21 protein-coding genes are annotated in these 18267 nt (G+C 44.7%); 20 read left to right on the top strand and 1 reads right to left on the bottom strand.

Translation table 11 applies throughout. From position 1 onward, the window contains the following. The first annotated feature begins 102 nt into the window (after positions 1 to 102). The 19 genes from HF638_RS10875 (at position 103) to HF638_RS10780 (ending at position 16335) form a co-directional block, all read left to right on the top strand. A complete protein-coding gene (locus HF638_RS10875; protein ID WP_169480219.1) occupies positions 103 to 693 on the top strand; it encodes a YmfQ family protein in 591 nt (196 codons plus the stop codon). Continuing rightward, on the top strand, positions 693 to 1289 hold the full coding sequence (locus HF638_RS28405; RefSeq protein WP_211175594.1) for a tail fiber protein: 597 nt from the start codon (positions 693 to 695) through the stop codon (positions 1287 to 1289). Before HF638_RS10875 ends, HF638_RS28405 begins: the two co-directional genes overlap by 1 nt. Next, on the top strand, positions 1290 to 1598 hold the full coding sequence (locus tag HF638_RS10865) for a hypothetical protein (protein WP_169480218.1): 309 nt from the start codon (positions 1290 to 1292) through the stop codon (positions 1596 to 1598). Beyond that, a complete protein-coding gene (locus tag HF638_RS10860) occupies positions 1598 to 2005 on the top strand; it encodes a hypothetical protein (protein WP_169480217.1) in 408 nt (135 codons plus the stop codon). Before HF638_RS10865 ends, HF638_RS10860 begins: the two co-directional genes overlap by 1 nt. Before the next feature lie 124 nt (positions 2006 to 2129). After that, entirely contained in the window at positions 2130 to 2558 is a 429-nt protein-coding gene (locus HF638_RS10855; protein WP_169480216.1) for a phage tail terminator family protein, read from the top strand. 121 nt (positions 2559 to 2679) lie between these two features. Beyond that, a complete protein-coding gene (locus HF638_RS10850; RefSeq protein WP_169480215.1) occupies positions 2680 to 2889 on the top strand; it encodes a YqzN/YkzM domain-containing protein in 210 nt (69 codons plus the stop codon). Then, entirely contained in the window at positions 2889 to 4205 is a 1317-nt protein-coding gene (locus HF638_RS10845) for a phage tail sheath family protein (protein ID WP_169480214.1), read from the top strand. Before HF638_RS10850 ends, HF638_RS10845 begins: the two co-directional genes overlap by 1 nt. Before the next feature lies 1 nt (position 4206). Further along, the gene (locus tag HF638_RS10840) at positions 4207 to 4665 is read left to right on the top strand and encodes a phage tail tube protein (RefSeq protein ID WP_017690162.1); all 459 of its coding nucleotides are present in this window, start codon (positions 4207 to 4209) and stop codon (positions 4663 to 4665) included. Positions 4666 to 4835: 170 nt separating this feature from the next. Further along, complete coding sequence (locus tag HF638_RS10835; protein ID WP_036611390.1) at positions 4836 to 5258, top strand: phage tail assembly chaperone; 423 nt, start codon at positions 4836 to 4838, stop codon at positions 5256 to 5258. A gap of 201 nt (positions 5259 to 5459) precedes the next feature. Further along, positions 5460 to 7553, top strand: coding sequence for a phage tail tape measure protein (locus HF638_RS10825; RefSeq protein WP_169480213.1), 2094 nt, complete (start codon positions 5460 to 5462; stop codon positions 7551 to 7553). Continuing rightward, complete coding sequence (locus HF638_RS10820; protein WP_169480212.1) at positions 7554 to 8249, top strand: LysM peptidoglycan-binding domain-containing protein; 696 nt, start codon at positions 7554 to 7556, stop codon at positions 8247 to 8249. Positions 8250 to 8262: 13 nt separating this feature from the next. Next, entirely contained in the window at positions 8263 to 9273 is a 1011-nt protein-coding gene (locus tag HF638_RS10815; RefSeq protein ID WP_169480211.1) for an XkdQ/YqbQ family protein, read from the top strand. Positions 9274 to 9279: 6 nt separating this feature from the next. Then, positions 9280 to 9537: a DUF2577 family protein gene (locus HF638_RS10810; RefSeq protein ID WP_090998612.1), complete on the top strand. Its 258-nt coding sequence runs from the start codon at positions 9280 to 9282 to the stop codon at positions 9535 to 9537. Continuing rightward, positions 9534 to 9947 carry a DUF2634 domain-containing protein gene (locus tag HF638_RS10805; RefSeq protein WP_169480210.1) on the top strand — a complete coding sequence of 138 codons (414 nt, stop codon included), beginning with the start codon at positions 9534 to 9536 and terminating at the stop codon, positions 9945 to 9947. The genes HF638_RS10810 and HF638_RS10805 overlap by 4 nt, the downstream gene beginning before the upstream one ends. Next, positions 9940 to 10998, top strand: a complete 1059-nt coding sequence (locus HF638_RS10800; protein WP_169480209.1) for a baseplate J/gp47 family protein — start codon at positions 9940 to 9942, stop codon at positions 10996 to 10998. Before HF638_RS10805 ends, HF638_RS10800 begins: the two co-directional genes overlap by 8 nt. Then, a complete protein-coding gene (locus tag HF638_RS10795; RefSeq protein ID WP_169480208.1) occupies positions 10995 to 11540 on the top strand; it encodes a putative phage tail protein in 546 nt (181 codons plus the stop codon). Before HF638_RS10800 ends, HF638_RS10795 begins: the two co-directional genes overlap by 4 nt. Next, positions 11541 to 14660: a pyocin knob domain-containing protein gene (locus HF638_RS10790; RefSeq protein WP_169480207.1), complete on the top strand. Its 3120-nt coding sequence runs from the start codon at positions 11541 to 11543 to the stop codon at positions 14658 to 14660. It abuts the gene before it with no gap. Between the two features lie 10 nt (positions 14661 to 14670). Then, positions 14671 to 14973 (top strand): hypothetical protein, encoded by a 303-nt coding sequence (locus tag HF638_RS10785; RefSeq protein ID WP_169480206.1) that lies wholly within the window; start codon positions 14671 to 14673, stop codon positions 14971 to 14973. An 825-nt stretch (positions 14974 to 15798) separates the two neighbouring features. Continuing rightward, positions 15799 to 16335, top strand: a complete 537-nt coding sequence (locus tag HF638_RS10780) for a phage holin family protein (protein ID WP_248278109.1) — start codon at positions 15799 to 15801, stop codon at positions 16333 to 16335. 136 nt (positions 16336 to 16471) lie between these two features. Here the strand turns inward: HF638_RS10780 and HF638_RS10775 are convergent, their stop codons facing one another. Next, the gene (locus HF638_RS10775; protein ID WP_169480205.1) at positions 16472 to 16771 is read right to left on the bottom strand and encodes a hypothetical protein; all 300 of its coding nucleotides are present in this window, start codon (positions 16769 to 16771) and stop codon (positions 16472 to 16474) included. A gap of 328 nt (positions 16772 to 17099) precedes the next feature. On the opposite strand from HF638_RS10775, the gene HF638_RS10770 reads away from it, so the two are divergent. Next, the gene (locus HF638_RS10770) at positions 17100 to 18047 is read left to right on the top strand and encodes a glycoside hydrolase family 25 protein (protein WP_169480204.1); all 948 of its coding nucleotides are present in this window, start codon (positions 17100 to 17102) and stop codon (positions 18045 to 18047) included. Positions 18048 to 18267: the final 220 nt, after the last annotated feature.

Raw genomic sequence — 18267 nt, 5'->3', positions numbered from 1 at the left:
AGTGCGGAGACTTAAGAAGATCGGGAGAAGTACGCGGATCCGGATTGGAACTGGTGAGCGAGACGCTCCATATTGATGTGAAAGGAAGGGAGGGGACAGGGCATGAGTGCTCCTTCTATTGTAGATGTTGGACTGACGAGTGAGAAAGGGCGGGAGCTGTTCTCGTATTTGCCCAGGTATTATGAGACCTCTCGTGTAATGCAGGCCGATATGCAGGCAAAAGGCACCGAAATGGATCTGCTGTATCAGGCGTTGGATGAGACGTTGGAGCAGTTTTTTGTCCGGACAGCGACGTGGGGGCTGGACTTCTGGGAGCAGGAGCTAGGTATTGAGACGGACCGTTTCAAACCTGTAGAGCAGCGGCGTGCCGTGGTGGAATCGAAACTACGTGGGGCCGGGAAGTTTTCGGGGAGACAAGTTGTGAATGTGGCTGAGGCATATGCCGGGGGAAAAGTGGATGTAACATTTCAGCCGGAAGTGTGGAGTTTTACGGTGAGCTTTGTGGATACGATGGGCACCCCGCCCAATATCGATGATCTGAAGCGAGCAATTGAAGAATTGAAACCGGCCCACATGGCCGTGGAATATAAATATCGTTATCTGGTCTGGGATGATCTGGACAACAAACAGATGACATGGGACGAACTCGATGCCGCGTCCTTGACGTGGAATGAACTGGAGGTGTGGGCGTAATGCCAAAAGAAACAGATCGACTGAGATTGCCTCTTCCCTTGGGGAACGAGAATGTGACCCGAGAGAGTATTAACAGGATTTTTGAAAAGATTGACGCAGGCGTTGCAACACGTGAATCCATCCTTATACCTGCGGAATCTGATCTTAATAGCTATATTACAGAAGGGGAATATTATTGCCCAACGAATGCGACAGTAGGAACTTTAGCTAATTCCCCAGTAGGAGTAGCCTTTCATTTGACGATAGAAAAACATGCTGGTGTGGTCCAGACTCTAACAACCTTTGAACCGAGTAACCTACAAGTTTTTCAAAGGAACTACTATGTCGGATGGGGTCCATGGAAAAAAGTACCTACAAGGGATGATATTGAAGAGGTAAAGGAATACACCGATCAGAAAGTCGAGGAAATCGTTATTAATGATGCATCCTTAACAGATAAGGGTATCGTCCAATTGTCCAACGCAGTTGATGGAACCCGTGAAGATTTGGCTGCTACGGAGAAAGCGGTTAGGGATGCGAGGATTGCGGCTGAGAAGAATCTCAAAGACTATACAGACGCGACTCTTGATCAATCAACTCTATGGGGGACATTATAGATGACTACAACAACTAAAAGGTTTTATAGAGGTGTTTTGGGAACAGCACTTTCTACTCTTTACTCGGTGCCAAGTGGGACGAAGTCTATTGTAAAAGCTATTACAGTATGTAATTTTGGTACTACCGACCAAACATTTAGTTTAAATATAGCAGGGACTTGGATTGTATCCACGCACTCAGTTAAAGCACGTGACACTATTGTTATACCTTTTCTTGATCAGGTTATTCATTCAGGGGAAGAAATAGGGGGATTTGCTTCTACCTCAAGTGCAATGAACGTATATATCAGCGGCAAAGAGGTGACATAATGCCTCTCTTAGATATTTATTCTCTAAGGAACTCTGGTTTGGATGGGATTGAGTCACAACCTATAGTATCACAAGGTGATATTATTGCTAGAAACTCTTTTGGATTTACTTGGAGCGGGACTACGCTAGTCGAAGTATGGTCAACCATGTCTCCTATAAACGGAACCTTAAGATGTGCGTTTACCTTTTACGGTAATGGGGGAGTTGCTGGTTATGCGTCCCGTGCACAAATCTATAAAAACTCACAACCATATGGAGTATATCGCGCGTCTCAATCAGAACCAGTTAACTTTTTAGAAGATTTGAAATTTGAAGCAGGAGATAAAATACAATTATATGTGAAGGCGGGATATCCTGAAGCTGGTTATAGCGCTTCTGTAAACAACCTCAGTATAACAAAATTATGAATCTTATTAAAAATTCGATTTAAGCGCGAGTATGAAACAGATTGTTTAAAAAACAAACTCTCAAAAAGCTTAAATTGACAAGTAATAAAATTTATAAAAATTTTTTTTATGAGTGAGGTGAAACATGACCACAAACAAACTAACCACAGCCATTGCAGCAACACTCACGCAGCATTTTCCTGACTTTCCGCTTCACCCTTCAAAGGATACCAGCCCCACGACAGACACTATGGGCATCACCTACCGCTTACTGTCCGCCCAATTCACCCGGGAACGAAGCGATCGGTTCGTGCAGTCCCATACCTTCGAAATCCGCTGGCTCGATCCAAACGATATCCCGGCAACCCTACCGGACGAGTTGTTCGAAGCTTTGGAAACCATCGACGTGGAGGGAACGCCCTATCGTGCAACGGAACTGCGTTGGGAGACGGAGAACGATACTCCGCGAATGCTGGTGTACTACACCATGCGAACCACCAAAGTGTCGGAGTCCGCCGCTACCATGCGACAATTGGAACAGCGACCTACCGCACTTAAAGCTACGAGAGAATAACTATATAAGTTCAATGTAACGAAGGTTATTCTGTCATCGGAGTGGAAAATGTAACTATTTAGTTGAACTTAACTAACCAAATGAGGGGATCAGTATGAAAGGAATAGGAGGCGCATTGGCAATGTTTACGAAAAAAGAACCGGACCTTAAAAAAACGGAAACTCAACAGAAAAACAATCAGAAATACAGCAAAGCACAGTTCGCCGAATCCCGGCAACTCAGCCGGATCGAGAAAGATATTTTGGCAGCAGTTCTGCTGGAACAAGAAACATACACCTTGCAAGAAGCGCAAGAACACATCCAACAATTTATGAATGGGGAGGCACAATAATGGCTGGAGGAACATGGACGACACAAAACAAGGTACGCCCCGGCGTATATATGAACTTTGCATCAGAGGGCTCATTGCCCGGTACGGTAGGAGAGCGGGGAACGGTGGCTTTGGCACTTCCATTGTCATGGGGACAAGCAGGTTCAATCCTGACCGTGCAAGCAGGTGAAGATGTACAAGCTAAACTCGGCTATGACTGGACAGCACCGCAATTGCTGCTGATCCGCGAAGCATTGAAACGGGCGCAGACCTTACTTCTTTACAGACTCAATGCAGGGACCAAAGCCAAGGCAACCTTGGACAAATTGACAGTGACAGCTCAACACGGTGGTGTGCGTGGTAATGACCTGGCAGTTGTAATCTCCGCGAATATCAATGAACCAGAACAATTGGATGTCTCCACTTTGCTTGCGGGTAAAGAAGTGGACAAACAAACTTCGTCCACCATCGAAGCTCTGGAATCCAACGCATACGTCACATTTACTGGTGAAGGGGCACTCACAGCTACAGCGTCACTTCCACTAACAGGTGGATTGGATGGCACAGCAACGAACCAGGAGCATTCCGATTTTCTGACCAAGCTGGAAGTACTGGATTTTAACACGGTTGGTCTCATTTCAGACGATGCCACACTCAAGTCAGTCTACACAGCTTACATCAAGCGTTTGCGTGATACCGAGGGCAAGAAAGTGCAACTCGTTCTGTCCGATTATCCGGCTGCAGACCATGAAGGCATTATCAGTGTCAAAAATGGTGTTGTTCTCGCAGATGGTACTGTTCTTACGCCAAAACAAACCGTAGCATGGACTGCCGGCGCAACAGCGGGAGCTAATCTGAATGAATCCCTGACGTTCCGTGCGTATGACGATGCCGTGGATGTGAACGGACGACTGACACATAGCGAAACAGAAGCAGCACTGCGTAATGGCGAGTTTGTGTTTACGGCGAGCAGCAACCGCGCAGTGGTAGAGCAGGACGTGAATACATTCCGTTCCGTTACACCGGATAAGGCAAGTCATTTTGCCAAAAACCGTGTTGTCCGTGTACTTGATGGTATCGCTAACGATATGAAACGGATTTTCGAGTCCTATTATATCGGCAAAGTGAACAACAACGAAGATGGGCGCAGCCTTTTCCGTTCCCAATGTGTCACTTATCTGAAGCAACTTCAGGATATTGGTGCCATTCAAAATTTTGATTCGAAAACAGATATCACTGTTGCTCCGGGCAATGAAACTGACAGTATTCTGATCGAGATTCAGGTCCAACCTGTGGATTCCGTTGAAAAAGTATATATGAAAGTGAAGGTGGTTTAAGATGGCATTTTTGAAAGCAAGCGACACGATCTCCGGCCAGGAAGGCCGCGCATACGCAACGATTAACGGACAGACGGAAGAAATGTTCTATGTGAAGACGCTGGAAGCAACGGTGGAGAAACAAAAAGCAGAGGTCAAAACCTTGGGCCGTCGCGGTGTACAGCACAAAGCAACCGGTTGGTCTGGCTCGGGTTCCATGACAATCTTTTATACCACTTCCCGTTTCCGCGAGCTGATGCTCCAGTACATGCAGAATGGTGTGGACACGTACTTCGACATTGAAGTGACCAACGAAGATCCTTCTTCTACGATTGGCAAACAGACGGTGACCCTCAAAGGCGTCAACCTCGACAGTGTAATCATGGCATCTCTGGATACCGAGGCTGAGGCGTTGGAGGAAGAAGTGAGCTTTACCTTTGAAGATGTCGATATGCCTGTATCGTTCAATCTGCCGAAGTAATGTAGCGTGAAAGCATAATGATTTGAGATTTATAAAGAGCATAAATTTACTGCGGGTTTGTAAAAGAAACCTGTTCAACTTACCTGTGTTACGGGCTATTTGGCGTGTCAAAATACTGTTCTTCGCCGCTTCGTGCGGCGGGGGACCTAACTTTAGAGGAGGAACAATACATGAGTGGATTGAGTATGTTTTTTGCCCAAAATGCAGCAACAGATACAACGGAGGAGTTTATCGTATCCCCCCGATTTAAAGATGAGAAAGGCGAGCCGGTTGCATGGAAACTGCGCAGCATGACCGAGGACGAAAACCAGGAATGCCGCAAGGCAGCTACCCGCAAAATTAAGGGTAAGAACGGTGTCTACACACCCGACATTGATGCGAATGATTACATGGCTCGCCTGATGAGCGCAAGTGTAGTTTATCCCGATTTGAAAAACGCAGAACTCCAGCGTTCATATGGCGTGATGGGGGCGGAATCGCTTTTGCGGAAAATGCTGTTGCCTGGGGAATTTGCTTCGCTCGGTGAACAGGTTCAGAAGCTGAACGGCTTCAATCAGGATATGAACGAACTGGTGGATGACGTAAAAAACTAATTAAAGAGGGCGATTCCGAAGCCAATCTGGCTTATTACGCTCTCCATGAATTAAACATTTTGCCGCATGAGCTAATGGCCTTCTCCATGCGAGAACGAGCGGCCATCTATGCGATGATCTCCATCCGGGTAGAGGAAGAGAAGAAAGAAAGGTCCAAGAGCCGTGCCCGGAAGAAATAAAAAGGAAAGGAGGGAGAAATGAATGTCCGATACAAGTATCAATGTAATCAATCCTCCGTCCATGAATACCCTGATCAATAATCTAAATCTGGTTCAAGTAAGAACTACTGAGATCCTTAATAATTTCAACCAGATTAACCGGATTAATCTGAACCAATTTAACCAGACGAACACGACCAACCATTTTAATCAAATAAATCAACAACTAAATGTAACGATTAATTTAATGGAAAAGTTGGAGGATAAAGCAAAGGATACTGGCAAGTCATTAAGCGATAACTTGAACGAGCTCTCCAAGTGGTTTCAAATGATAAAGTCAGCTGGAAGTGTCGTGGTAAAGGCGGCTGCTGAGGAAGAAGACTTCAAGTACCGTTATATGGTTGCAGCTGAAGACCCCGTTCTCGGGGAAGGATTATATAATAAGTTTCGAGATCAAGCCTCCAGGAGTGGTCAAGACGTCAATAATTCGCTCAAGTCTTCTCTAGGGTTTGTGCCGTTGGCACAGAATACAGGGCAGGTAGATCAGTTAAATGAAATGACTCAACGATTAAGTATGTTGTCACCAGATAATAAAAGTCTGACCGATGCATCCAAGGCTATTGTTAGTGCCATGAATGGAAAAAATACTGATTTGGCGAGTCAATTCAACATACCGGAAAGTGCATTGACCGGGGCTGGATTGGGTGAATTTATACAGACTAAAGACCTTGACGGTTTTATACAAGGTTTACAGACAGTTCTTGAAATGCAAGGTTACACACAAGAAGCCTTTGATACGATGCTGGATTCTCCATTGCAAAAATGGACTGCTCTCGTGAATCAGTTCAATGGAATACTATCTGAAATCGGGACAAGGGCTTTGGAAGTTTTATCTCCTGTGCTTGACCGATTAAACGAAGCAATAAGCTCAGGTCAGTTCAGTGCTTTCATCGAATGGATTGGTGGGGCCTTTGCAATTATTGCTCAAGTGGTGGCATTTATCGTGGATGGGTTCATCAATTTTGCTACAGTTGTGCAAGAAAATTGGGCTATCATTGGACCTATATTAACAGCCATTGCTTTAGTGCTACTAGCCAATATCATTATTACGCTCGGAGTTGTAATCGCTCAGGTTTATTTACTGGCAGCGGCATGGTTGGTAGCAAACTGGCCTATCTTGCTTGTAATTGTTGCCATTGCAGGACTCATCTTTATTTTGCAATTATGTGGAGTTACAGCTGGGGATATGGTGGGAGCGATTATAGGTTATTTTTATATGGCTTACGAGTATATGAAATCTATTTTTGCATCCATTCTGAATTATTTCATGTCTTGGGCTGAATTTGTCATCAATGTATTCAGAGATCCAGCCTATGCATTCCAAAAGTTGTTTGTTGATATGGGACTCATTGTACTCCAAATTCTGTTCAACATTACAAAGGGAATTGAGGATTTCGCAGGTGGTTTCAAAGATCAAATCAACTGGATGATCGGAGGTATAAACAAATTAATACCCTATCTTAATAAGATTTTCGGGACCAATTGGGGCGGTATTAAACTAGTGGATGATTCTAACATTCATTCAATGAGCGGTAAGATACAGGGTTTAATGAGTGACCTTGAAGCGAGTGCTCCTGAGAGCCAGAAGGACGTTGTTAGCCTGTGGAGAATGGACGCTTCTGCGGACTATAAGGATGCATTTGATATGGGATTTGACAAGGGGCACGATTTGATGGATACCACCAAAGACCTATTCCCCAACGGCTCTGATAAATTACCCGGAAACTTCGGCGGTTCAACTCCCAAAACCCCTTCCGTACCATCGATGCCAACTGCACCAGCTCCCACCGTTGTTCCCAACAGTAACATGAATAACATCAACAAAATCAACAATATCGGACAGGTGGACAAGATCGGTGACGTGGATGGCACAGTGGATGTAACCAGCGAGGACTTGAAACTGATGCGTGAGCTGGCCGAGATGCAGGCGATTCAGCGATTTGTCAGCCTTACTCCAACTGTTCAGGTCACCACGGGTGATATCAACAGCGGACATGATGTGGACAGCATCATCAGCAAAATCACCGATGGACTGAACAGTCAGATCGTCTCCAGTGCGCAGGGGGTGTATGGATAAGTGGAATATTATATTCAACTAAGCTTCAATAACCGCTCTGAATACATGTTTTTCCCGGTGACACCAGAGAGCATTGAGTTTTCGGATTCGGGAGACGGCAGTACGTTTAACGTGAGCGCTTTGGGTGAAATTAACGTGATTAAGTCGCCAAAGCTGCGTGAAGTTAGTTTCAGCGGGATTTTTCCGGCAGATTACAGCCCGTATCATCTGAACTACGATGCAAGACATCCGGCAATTCAGAAGCAGTTCTACCGTGATCCCTATGAATATGTGAAAAAGATCATCCGTTGGATGCAGACGGGCAGACCCGTCAGACTGTTCTTTTCCAGTGCAAGGTACACCATTAATATGGCGGTTTCCATTGAGAGCTTTGACTGGAAGGAGACTGCGGGTACGGTGGGGGATATCCAGTATGATATCAAGCTGAAGCAGTTCATTTTTTATGCCGCCAAAAAAGTAGTGCCACTCAAAGACAGCAAGGATACGGCTACTTCGAAAACAAAAACCAAAGCCTCCCGGCCCAATGAAAAAATTCAGCCCAAGACCGTCACACTCAAAGCCGGAGACTCCTTGTGGTCTGTAGCCAAAGACCATCTGGGAGATGGATCTCGCTGGAAAGAGCTGCAAAAGCTAAATGGCATCAAAGACGCAAAACTGAAGAAGCTGCCGATTGGACTTGTGATCAAGCTTCCGTGAAAGGAGAGGGAATATGCAAGAGCAGATCAGGCTGGATGATAAGCTGGCAAACATGAAGGAACGGTTATTACTGGATGACAAGCAGGGCAACATCTGGGACATTAGCGAAATTGCCGGTGACATTACGTACAAAACCTCCCGCATCGGCAAGCCCTCCTCTCTGGAATTCACGTTGATCAAGGGCAGTCTGTACCAGAATAAGAAATTCACATATGAGAATGGATATGTCGTGAAATATATCAGCAACGAGGTAGGCATATTTTACGGATATATCTTCTCGGTGGATAGTGGCAAGGACGAAAGTGTCAAAATCAAAGCCTATGACCAGACTCGTTATCTAACCGCGAATCAGACGTACAAGTTCGTTAACGCAACCGCTACGGATGTGATCAAACGAATTGCTACTGACTTTCAGTTGAAGGTGGGCGAGCTGATCCAGCCGAAATATGTTATTCCGCGCATGTTGTTTGATAATAAAAAGCTGATCGACATGATCTGTGAGGCGCTCGACCGAACGCTGATCTATGGTGGCAAAAACTACATCTTCTACGATGATTTCGGCAAGCTTGTGCTTCGGGATGTGGAAGAGATGCCTTACGGCTTTGTCATTGGGGATAACAGTCTGCTCACGGATTACAGCTATACAAGGTCTATTGATGACCAGACGTATAACAAGATCAAGCTGTACCGGGATAACAAGGATACGGGAAAAAGAGAAACGTTTGTTCATCAGGATTCAGGCAGCATCCGTCAATGGGGGCTGCTTTTTTTGTACCAAAAAGCGGATGATGGCCTGAACGAAGGTCAGATTGATGCCATGCTGAAGACCCTGATGACCCTCCGTAATCGCGAGACGCAGACGTTGAAAGTGGATGCGCTTGGCGATTTCAAGGTGAGGGCGGGCAGTTATGTCAACATCCAGATCGATGAACTGAAGATTAATCAATATTTTCTGGTAGACGAGTGTACGCACAAGGTACAAGGGGGAGTGCACACGATGTCACTGGATTTGAAGGTGGTGTAACGATAAATGATGCTGGACGTGATTAAAAAGGCGGCGGTGGCCGCTGTAGATGCCAAGTCTCCCGTTCAGATAATGTACGGAAGCGTGACAAACACCCAGCCTCTGGAGATAACCGTTGAACAACGACTGGCATTGGCTGAACCTTTCCTAGTACTGTCGGAATCCGTAGTGAACAAAGCTTGGACCGTGGGTGACCATGTTTTGTTATTACGTGTTCAAGGCGGGGACAGCTTTGTCGTGCTGGATCGGCTGGTGAATCCATGATTCCACAGGGTGCGCAGATTAGCGCAGAAGATCAGGAAGAGGCTGCTGTGCTTCCAAGTCTGACGTATGTGTTTCAAGCTTTAGGACAGCGAATTGGAAGACTGCAACTGGATGGAAAAGATGCGGTAAAACAGGCTGTGTATAAAGCGTTGTCTACACGCCGCTACGAGCATCTAATCTATTCCTCGGATTACGGCATGGAATGGTCCTGGGAAGGAATGGCCGGGAGATCCATGGTTGAATCGGAACTGGAACGCTGGATTCGCGAAGCATTGCTTCCGGATGATCGTATATCGGATGTAACGGAGTTCGATTTTGTCCACGAGGCTGACGGGGTACGGGTTTCTTTTACTGTGGAAACGGATTTTGGCAGCTTCAGGGAAGAGACGGAGGTGAACATAAATGTATGAAGAGCAGACGTTTGAAGTTATTTTAAACCGAATGCTGGACAGAGTGCCGGATGGTGTGGATAAACGTGAAGGCAGCATTATCTATGATGCGCTGGCGCCAGCGGCAGTGGAAATGGCTCAGATGTATATCGAGCTGGATGTGAACGCCAATCTGAAGTTTGCAGATACAGCCTCTGGAGAGTACTTGGATCGCGCGGTGGCTTGGTCTGGTATCAGTCGAAAAGCGGCCACGAAGGCACGTTGGGTTGGTAGTTTTCGGGATAACGAAGGTAAGCCTGTTGAGGTTCCTTTGGAGAGTCGTTTTTCCACGGGGGATCGGGTGTACGTTATTGTGGAGCGCATCGCGGCAGGACAATATGTGTTGGAATGTGAAGTCGCGGGAGCGGAAGGTAATGAATATACGGGGGCGCTGCTGCCCATCGATTATATTGCTGGCCTGACGACAGCTGAATTGACACAGTTGCTGGTTCCTGGCGAAGACGAGGAAACGGATCAGGCCTTATATGATCGCTATCAGGACAAAGTTTCTCGTCCGGTCACGAGTGCCAACAAATATCAGTATGAGTTATGGGCACGGGAAAACTCCGGTGTGGGCAAAGCAAAGGCTTTTCCACTGTGGGATGGTCCAGGTACAGTCAAAGTGGCATTGCTGAATAATGAAATGCAAACACCTGCTGAGGCGGTCATTGAGGCGGTGCAGGAATATATCGATCCAACCCAGGATGGAATGGGCGAAGGAGCTGCTCCAATTGGACCCGTGGTCACAGTGGTGGGGGCGGAAGAGGTACCTATTGATGTGGAGGTACAGGTCACGCTTGCTTCTGGTTCAACGTACGAGGGAGTGAAGACGCTTATTGAAAAGGGAGTTACAGCGTATCTGAAAGAACTGGCTTTTGCAGATCCGTTGGTTCGTTGGACACGTATTGCCAATGTCATTCTGGATATCCCGCCCGTGATCGATTATAGCGATTTGCTGGTGAATGGTGGTATGTCCAATCTGGAGATCGCTCCCGGCGCAGTAGCTATTCTTGGGACGGTGAAGGTGACATGAGTAAAGCAGAAATGTTAATGACTCTTTTGCCCCCGTTGTATGAAAATGTGCTGGAGATGCAACTTCTTACAGAAACCGAAGGTGTTGAGCTGAACAAGCTTACGGTGGGTTTGGAAAGTGTACTAGATCAATTTTACCCGGAGTCTGCGACCTGGGCATTAGAACGTTATGAGCGGGATTTGCAGATTCCAACGAATCAAGCCAAGCCGGATGATCAGCGGAGATCCGTAATCATTTCCAAGATGCGTGGTAGCGGCAAAGTTTCTGGCTCCATGCTCAAGAACGTGGCGCAGGCCTACGAAAGTGGCGGGATTGAAGTATCCGTTTCGCCGGAGGAGTACTTAATCCGAATCCGCTTCATCGACACTTGGGGCTTGCCGCCCAATCTGGACGATCTGAAGGCAGCAATTGAGGATATTAAACCAGCACACATGACCGTGGAGTACCGTCTGCGGTATTTGACGATTGCGGAAGTGGAAAGCATGACGCTGGATGAGATTGAACAGACCCATCAGGATAAATTTGCAGGAGGTGGAGCATAGATGAATGAACCAAAAACACCAAATTTGGGGTTGAATAAGATTGACCGTTCCTCGCCATCGACAACCTATTTTGATCTGGACAAGTATTTGGATCAGAACTGGGAGAAGGTTGATGAGGGTGTAGGGCAAGTGGAAGAAAAGGCTGAGGAAATAGCGGCACAGGTGAGTAGAATTCAAGAACGGCTTGATACGGAGAAGCGTAGAGTGGTGACGTTGGAGCCAGGAATGCAAGTTGTTCATGCTGAACGCGCCTCGGCATTTAAGTTGGAAGGGTTGAAGGGCCGTACGCTGGTGAATTTGTTGGGGCGGGATGGTAGGTGTGAGAATACAAGTAGCTGGTTTACGACTGTCGGGGTATTGGCTGAATTGGATTCGTCGCACAAAACACAAGGTAGTCACAGTATTAAAATTTCATTGAAGGGAGGAAGTACTGGGGGAAGTTTATACAAACAGTTAGGACAAGCCCTGTCTAACAGTAAAAACTACCTTGCAATTGCAGATTTGAAAAGAGGCACATCTACGAGTGTAGCTCTATCTCTGTGGAACGGTATGGCAAACGTTTCAGGAACGGTAGTTACAGCGGATAAATTCTCAACTGCTATTCTGTTGATTCCTGCATCTAGTTTGGGTACAGTGACTAATAATTTGCAAATTTCTATAGTGGGAAGTGAAATAGCTCAATTTAGTCATGTTGATGCTGTACGCTTGTATGAAATCACCGGTGCAGAGTTAGCATCCCTTTCCAAAATGACAACGGAGCAAATTGCAGTGAAATATCCATATGTAGATAGCATTCAGCCTGTGAGAAATCCTTACGTTATAAGGTATGGAGAGAATTTATTGCCGCCGTTTCATGAATGGACACCTACAGGAAGTGCAAAGGCAACGTCGTGGTACAAAGTTACAATAACGTCAACTACGAACGATGTTTCGGCTCTTTCGTATGATGTTCATGTTATTCCAAACAATTATTATACATTAAGCATTGATCAAAGCGATGCCACAATATCTGTTACTGGCGGCACTGATGGAGCGATCATAGTAGCTAATACTACGGATACTTCGGTAACATTTAATAGTGGAAACAGAGAAATTATTCGTGTATATGTATCAAATTACACAGCAGGACAAAGTACCCCAAGTATCGGTGATTTTGTGTTTGAAAATCCAATGCTCTCGCTTGGAAAAACGACCAAACCATTTGAACCTCGCGAAGATGCACTGCTTGCTCTACAAACGGATTTATACGCTAATCCAATAACCGGAACGAATGTTGAAGAAGTGTTCCAGAAAGATGGCCATTATTTCAAACTGGCGAAGTGGAACAAAGTTTCGTTGGATGGAAAACTACCCTGGATTCCTGATTATAGTGGATCTGGGTATAAAACAGTGACTCTTTCATATGACAATTTTGTAGCTGGAAATATTGGTCTATTTCCTTACACAGTAAAATATGATGGTTCCTTACTTAAAACATGGGCGCCTGTCATAGATAATGCTGATTATTCTTGGCTCAGAGAAGGAGGATCGAACCTTTATATAACAGTATCTAATTCAGACAGCGGTTGGGGAGACTCATATACGCCAACAGTTGACGATATTAAGGCTTATTTCATGGGTTGGCGGATGCGTAATTGGAACGATTTAATTCCATATAATGGTTCAGGAGAGAAAGCGTGGGGTACCGTAGTAAGTGGAGGTGCTGCACATTGGACAGCAACACTGCCAACAACAGAGGCAATAGATTATAAAACCCCATACCAACTCGTGTACCAGCTTGCAACACCAACTATTGAACCAATCACGTCAGAGGGTCAATTGACTTTTATTGAGGGAGATAATCTGGTAGAAGTAGGTACGGGAATGATAATTAGAGAGAATGTTAAACCAGTATATACTTCAGATGTGCACAAATCATATAACATTAATAATTATAATTTGTCAGCCAAATTAAATAGTAAGGTTAAAAAAATACTTTCCGTTTATAAAAATGATGTCAGAGATTACTGGGATATACTACGATTTAATCCGGAGTCAGAAGTTTATGGGGTTGAGTTAGCTTCCTTGCCAGCCTCTCAATATGATCCATCGGCTTATTATACTGTAACATATCAGGTTCAGGATCAATTTTCACCAATATCGATTAACGGAACGGTAGGAGTAAATGAGAAATCTATTATACAACAATTTATAAACGATTCTTCCAATATTTCGAGGCAGCTATCCGTAATGGAAAGCAAAAATAAACAAATGGAATTTCAGCAGTATGCTGACAAAAACTATCTCAAAAAATCATCTAGCATTAATGAAAATGAAGATCTAAATAACTTGGTATTTGAGGGGGAATTTTATTGTCAACTTAGTCTGACTGCTGAAACACTTAAAAATTGTCCTGTTAGAGTGGCATTCAGTCTTAAAGTTAGTAAAAATGGAACGCAAAATAAAGAGTCAACTCCAGGAGTAACACAAACTCTAATTACATTTCTTCCAGTAGGATTTACGACATGGCAGCGAAATCTTTATGATACTTGGGGCGCATGGGTACAAGTTCCATCCAGAGAAGAGTTTGAAAGTTTAAAGTCCTCTGTCAGTGATGGGAAATCGGCTATCGCTGCCGCCATTACTGGCAAGGGGGTAGCAGCATCAGGCAGCGATACATTTGCGCAGTTGGCGACAAAGGCAGGACAAATTAGCACAGGCCCTGCATACGCTTCTGGAACCGGAACATCAAGTAGCGGATTAATAACCGCTGTTGATGTTTTAGGCTATAGTAGTTCTCAATATTACTTGCAAGTAACAGGTCTATCGTTCAGGCCGAAAAGGGTTCTTATTTATGAGGTTCTTGTCAACAACGGAGATAGTTACAGCACTACGTACAACACGGAACTTACACGTCCCACACCGACATCTGGCGGGAGTCAATACAGCGTAGCACATATTTTTGCCGGATACAGTGGCGGAGTTAACGGAACTGCTGTAGCATACCGTGTTTACGAATATACAGGTTCAGGGATGAGCGGATCATATTGGTTTAACAATACTGGATTCAGATTACCTGCGTTATCTGCTAACAGAGGTTATAAGTGGGAAGCATTTGGTAATCCACTCGATGGATTTTAGGGGGCATATCATGCAAATTGGCGCAAAAATTTACTATGACACATTCACTGGAAACGTTATTGTAAACATTGGTGAACGTTCAGGGAACGTTGTGGAAACAACAACTGAACAAGACTTTGTTGTATACACTGAATTGGCTGACCGTGTGCCTGATACTATTGATACTATACAGTTAGAATTTAATCAATTCAAATTAGACTACGAAGCAGGTGGAGTCATTACCAGAATTGATTTGGAAACCAAAGAACCCTTGTTTAGCTATCCCAATTCTGTCCAGCCAAAAACGCAGCAGGAACCATGTCCACGCGATTAGCAAACAGATTGATGATCTAATTCAATAAAATACAACTCTGAAAGCTCGGTGCAAGGCGTTATCTAATCGAGCTGACTTCACGGACGATGTAATTGTTGAAATGGCGCTGGAACTGTTCAAATGATCCGGCGCTTTTATTTTGGATTTTGATGCACCTTGAAGGGGGGAGACAATGGTAGCAATGTTCTTTGCACAACGTATCATTTTGAGCAAAATGGAATATAAATCCGTCCCGAATCTTTGCGTGGACAAGTCAATGAGACTCTGATTGAAAGCGGAGTTGAATATTAGATTAAGCAGTAACAGGTGTTCCGACATCGGAGTGTTATTTTTATGATAAGGTGAGGGGCATGCTTAATAGAGGGCCTTGTAACCGCCCAATATCCGTATTTGTCTTTGGTCGTGCAGTTGCAGACTTTTTGGCGTCTGTTTCTGTTGTTGGCACGATGGAAATGACGGGTTCAGCAGTTATGATATGGCTGCCGATGCCAAGGCGGATTACATTCGAGAGACTACGAAACGGGCTAATATTGATGTTGCTTTTGGTGCAGTTGCCAAAGGTAGCCGATATCATGTTGGATTTCTGTAAATCACATTTAATTCAAAACAGGTTGATTCCCAACACATTCAGTATCGCAAATACGGCGTAAACGCTTCACCTTTATTTAGAAAAAGATTTTTTGATTTGAATCCCAGTGAAAACAATCTAACATAGACAGATCTTTATACAGGAAGAAACGAACGTCTAATAAGGACTGCACGTAATGGACTAATAATTTTTATTTGTTTCTTAAACGATTGTACAAATCACTAGGAGGTGAAACCATGGAACGATGGGACACCCTATGGAAATGGGGAATTGCACTCATGAGCAGCTCAGTAACCTACTTCTTCGGAGGTTGGTCAGGCGTACTCGGCGTATTACTCGTATTTGTCATCCTCGACTACCTAACTGGTATCGCGGCGGCGGGTATGAGTGGCAAGTTAGAGAGTAATGTCGGCATGTTCGGCATCGCACGAAAGGTATTTATATTTGCAATGGTATCGGTGGCTCATTTGGTGGACGGTGTTCTGGGAGACGGACATTTGTTCAGGGATGCGGTCGCCTTTTTTTATATCGCAAATGAGTTGTTGTCCATTATCGAAAACGGGGGCAAGCTGGGTGCTCCAATCCCGCCAGTGATTCGACAGGCAATTGAAGTGCTCAAGGGGAAGGCGGAAGAGGGTGCCATTTCAAATCATTTACCTTTTAGTCCCCCACCAGAAGACAGTGAGAAGGGGATTGATAGCCCTAATGGAGATACGAAGTCAGTAGAAAAGAAAACGGAGCATGGCAGTCCAACTGCTGAGAAAAATGATTAGTCTGTTTAGTGAGGTATCACTCTAGTAATGTAGATAAAGATAGATGGATAGAAGTAAAGTTGGAAAATATTAAAGCACCCGATCCGGGTGCTTTAATATTTTCCGATACTCATAGTCTGTATAATCCTCTTACTAACTATTTGTTTAGCTTAACAATAAGTTTATTGTAATAAATCAGCTGCTCCAGATAAGAGTCTTCCTTCATGAGACTAGCTCTATAGGCTGCTGAAGAAGTTTCGAGATATTCCCTTTTATTCTGCAACGTTTCAATTTGCCCTTTAATTTTTTTGATCTGTTTTTTGTAATAGGCCATTTTCTCTTGGTATGTACTTTCTTTCTTTGTGGTGGCAGCCTCAACGCTTGGCTGAATGACAACAGCTGAAGTCGCAGATAGTAAAACGGTTAGACTAAGTACGGCAGTTAATAGCTTTTTCAATGACACTTTCCTCCAATGAATAGTTTTTACAATCTGAAATTAGACAATCTTTATCATCTAACAGAAGTAGTCTAACAGATACATAGTTATTTTACTATTCAATGAATTGGTAATCTAAAACACATCAGGGACACGCACACAAGCAACCCCTGATCCAACCGCATTAACTATAGGAGTATTTTGCATCAATCCAGAGAGTGACATACAATCAGCAATGTATAGATCAGAATGCTTTAGTCTGTCTATACTTGTACCCGGGAACGCTTGAATCGAATGATGTAAAATGCTGATACAAACGGCAATTTGCCGCATAAAGGGTGTGAGAAACATGCAAACGAGAAGTCCAGGCAACACACAGGGCATTGACGTCTCCCGATACCAGGGCAATATTGACTGGGCGAAGGTGAAGGCAAGTGGCATGACATTTGTGTTCATCAAGGCAACCGAGGGACAGACGTATACCGATCCGAATTATCAGAAAAATGTAACTGGCGCACTGGCGGCGGGCATGCTGGTCGGAACATATCACTTCTTCCGCGCGACATCTACCGATGGTGCCAAGGCAGAAGCTGCACATTACGCCAATACACTTAACAAAGTTGGAGGAGCCAAGGCATTACAATTGCCACCTGTCATGGACTACGAGAATAATCCCGGCAACCTGAGCAAAACGCAGATGAATACCGTTGCCAAAGCTTTTTTAACCGAATTACAACGTCTGACAGGTGTAAAACCGATCATATACACGGGCAATTCATTTGCCGGGAATTTTGACACATCACTCAGCTCATACGATCTGTGGATTGCGCGTTACAGCAACACCCGTGTACCGGATGACCAGCCGGCATGGAAGCGTTGGACGTTCTGGCAGTATACGGATTCGGGCAAGGTGAATGGCATTAGCGGCAACGTGGATATGAATGAATTCGAGGGAACAGCGGCACAGCTCAGAGCAAGATACGCAGCAGCCACTCCAAAACCACCGGAGCCATCCAATCCAACGAATCCAAGTAATCCGAATCCACCAACCGAACCACCGAAAGGGGGCCAACCGATGACAGCCGAAGAGAAAGCAGCGTTTGATGCGCTCAAATCCCAGGTCGACAAACTGCAGGCGCGTCAGCAAATGGAAGTTCCAGTATGGGCGAAAGCAGCTGTGGATGCAGCACTTGCATATGACACCAAAAATCCATTGTTCAGCATAGATAATGGGGCGAGTTATGATTTTTACCGTTTTATTACCGTGATGCATCGCAGAGGTTTGTTTAAAAAGTGAGCTGATTCTTGGCAAATGACAGGTTGATCTTATCTGAATGTGGATTGAGAAGAGAAGGGACATGGGACGCTTTTTGTCGAACTGTGTTCCTTTTTTGCGTTTTGTGTAAGTAATACTAACGCATATAATAAAGTTGAAGACTTATGTCTGTAAATCTCTTGTCTAATTGATTAATGTGATGTAAAGTAAGTTACACGAAATTGTTTTTCACTACGGTTTA

It is taken from the genome of Paenibacillus sp. SZ31, from assembly GCF_012912005.1.
Lineage (GTDB): Bacteria > Bacillota > Bacilli > Paenibacillales > Paenibacillaceae > Paenibacillus.
This window is presented reverse-complemented; position numbering and strand designations above follow the sequence as displayed.